Source organism: Methylobacterium sp. WL103 (genome assembly GCF_008039885.1).
Lineage (GTDB): Bacteria > Pseudomonadota > Alphaproteobacteria > Rhizobiales > Beijerinckiaceae > Methylobacterium > Methylobacterium cerastii.
This window is the reverse complement of the sequence record NZ_VRUX01000533.1, coordinates 1-2,919: the sequence shown is the minus strand read 5'-3', so window position 1 is coordinate 2,919 and position 2,919 is coordinate 1. Positions and strand designations below refer to the sequence as shown.

The window sequence follows — 2,919 nt, the reverse complement described above, 5'->3', positions numbered from 1 at the left end:
AGCTCAGCTTGTGCCCGCGCTGCTCCAGCGGCCCCTGGGGCACGAGCCCGTCGAGGCCGGCCAGGACCGCGTGGACGCCGGCCCGGTCCCAGTCGGCGGAGACAGCGGCGCGCCACGCGAGGTCGGCGGCGTAGGTCACGCCGTTGGGGTCGAGATGGTAGATCTCGGAGCCGACCGAGGTGATCATCACCTGCGGCCGCGGGCTCATCTGCTGCTCGAGGATCGCCATCGCGCTGTGGAACGACCGGCCGGTGGCGACGCCGAAGGCTAGCCCCGCTTGGCGACTGCGCCAGCGCCGGAAGATGCCGAGCGCCGCCGCGCAGCCGACGAGCGTGTTGTCGATGTCGCAGACCAGCATCTGGCACGGCGCCGTCAGGGGCGGCTGCGGCGCCAGCAGCGCACCGAGCAGGGCGTGGTAGCGCGCGGCGTGCTGGTCCCAATCGTAGGCGGCGGCCGCGCGGGCGCCGCCTGCCACGCAATCGGCGTACAGCACCGGCTCGCGGAGGATGCGCAGGCACGCCGCCGCGATGGCGTCGGGCGCGCGCGGGTCGACGAGGAGCCCGTTGCCGCAGGTCTCGACGATGTCGTTGGGGCCGCCGCTGTCGGTGGCCACCAGCGGCAGCCCGGCGGCCGAGGCCTCCAGCAGCGTCAGGCCGAACGGCTCGTTGAGCGCAGGGTTCACGAAGACGCCGCCGCGGGCGCGGGCGTAGGCGTAGATCGCCGGCACGTCCTCGGGATCGTGGGTCTTCGGGTAGGCCACACGCCCGTAGAGGTCGTAGCGGTCGATCAGCACCAGGATCTCGCGCAGGGTGGCGGGCATGTCGCCGTCGAGCGCGTCGATGTCCTCGCGCATGCCCGCCATCAGGACGAGGTTCGCACGCGCCTGAAGCTCGGGGCTCTCGCCGTAGGCCCGCACCAGGGCGGCGAGATTCTTGCGCGCCACCGGCCGAGCCAGCGCCAGCAGCGCGGGCTTCTCAGGTTCGTGCAGGAAGCGGTCGATGGTGGCGTCGACCCGTGCCAGCGGCTGGGCCGCGGTGAACCGCGCCAGGTCGCTGCCCGGCGGCAGGACCCGGATGCGCCCGGGATCGTAGGCGGCGTACCCGGCATACTGCACCTCCGCCTCGTCGCGCGAGGAGGCGACGACGAGGCTTGCCCGTGCCAGCGCGCCTTCCTCGGCGGCGATGCGATGCACGAGATCGGGGGCGTCCTCCGCGCCGGCACCCATCAGCGCGGCCTTCACCCGCCCGAGCGAGTGCGCGGTGAACACGAAGTGGATGCCGAGCGCGTCCTGGACAAGCGCCGCCACCGAGGCGGCGTCGGCATAGTGGGCGTGGATCATGTCCGGCGCCCGCGGCTGCCGGGCGATCCAGGCGACGAGGTTTCGGGCGAAGCTCGCGACCTCCGCGTGCATTTCCTCTTTGGAACGGTAGGCCGGCGACGCGCTTGCGAGCCGCACCAGTTCCACCTTGTCGGAGATCCGCTCTTCAGGCACGGCGTAGTCGGGGCCGTGGATGCCGTCGAACAGGCGCGTCGCCATGACGATCCGCGCGATGCCAGCATCCTGCGCGGAGGCCGCCACGAGGTCGAGCAGGTAGCGGATGTGGCCACCGGTGTCGGCGGTGAGGCCGAACGCGACTCCACCGCCGCGAAGGCAGCCTTGCAGGGCGACATGCAGGACGAACATCAGGCGGCCGGCGTCTCAGCCGTGACCGGGCGAGGAAACGTTACAGGTGAGGTCTCGACCGTGATCCGCGTCGCCCAAGTCGCCCCCAACATCTTCCCCGTTCCCCCCGAGCATCACGGCGGCACGGAACGGGTCATCCACGATCTCGGCACGGCGCTGCATCTTATGGGTGTGGAGGTAACGCTGTTTGCCCCCTCCGACAGTGCGACAGACTTGCCGCGCGTCGGCGACCACCCGAGCCTCGCCGCCCTGGAACGGCGCCACGGGCGGGTCGCGCCGGGCGTCCCGGCTGCGCTCGACGCCCTGCAGCTCGAGGCGCTGCGGCTGCGCCTCGACCAATTCGACATCGTACATTGCCACGGCGAGTTCGCGCATGCGGCGCTCCTCGGGGCGCGCCGCCGCCACAGTCTCACGACGGTGCACTGGCGGGTGGACGAGCTCGACCGGGCGCTGTTCTTCGCGGGCTTCCCGGACCTGCCGGTGGCGGCGATTTCGGCGGCGCAGGCGGCCGAAATCCCGGCCGCGAACCGGGCCGGGATCGTGCATCACGGCATCGCGCGGGACCGCTACGCGCTGAGTCGGCGACCCGAGGCGCACGTCGCCTTCGTCGGGCGGATGACCGACCAGAAGCGGCCGGACACCGCGATCCGCGTCGCGCGCGCCGCCGGCCTGCCGATCAGGCTCGGCGGCACCATCGACGTCGGCAACCCGGACTATTTCGAGCAGCGGGTGCGCCCGCTTTTGGGCGACGACGCGACCTACCTCGGACCCGTGGACGACCGCCGCAAGGCCGACCTCCTGGGCAGCGCACGGGCGCTGTTGTTCCCGATCGACTGGCCGGAGCCCTTCGGGCTCGTGATGATCGAGGCGATGGCCTGCGGCACGCCGGTGGTCGCCTGGAACCGCGGCTCCGTGCCGGAGATCGTCGAGGACGGCGTCACCGGCTTCATCGTTTCCTCGGAGGCGGAAGCGGTGACGGCGCTCGGGCGGATCGGTCAGCTCGACCGCGCCCGGGTCCGCGCACGCTTCGATGCGCGCTTCACCGCCGACCGCATGGCGGCCGACTACCTCGCCCTCTACCGCCGCCTGCTCGCCGCCTGATGCGGGTCGCCTACCTCGCCTGGGATTACCCGCCGGCCCCGAGCGGCCTCTCGACCGCGGCCCGCGAGATCGCCGAGAGCCTCGCCGAGGCCGGCGCCGACGTGACCGTCTTCACCCTCGACCGCACGGGGTGC

2 protein-coding genes and 1 pseudogene are annotated in these 2,919 nt (G+C 72.5%); 2 read left to right on the top strand and 1 reads right to left on the bottom strand.

What is annotated here, in order from left to right; genetic code table 11:
- Positions 1–1,684, bottom strand: a 1,684-nt coding sequence (locus tag FV222_RS21875; protein ID WP_147815628.1) for an HAD family hydrolase, incomplete at its 3' end; no start/stop codon positions are given.
- Positions 1,685–1,744: 60 nt separating this feature from the next.
- Between FV222_RS21875 and FV222_RS21870 the strand changes: the two genes are divergently transcribed.
- A complete protein-coding gene (locus FV222_RS21870) occupies positions 1,745–2,785 on the top strand; it encodes a glycosyltransferase family 4 protein (protein WP_147815629.1) in 1,041 nt (346 codons plus the stop codon).
- Positions 2,785–2,919: pseudogene (locus tag FV222_RS31445) on the top strand (glycosyltransferase family 1 protein); the annotation flags it as partial. The gene FV222_RS21870 and the pseudogene FV222_RS31445, both read left to right, overlap by 1 nt.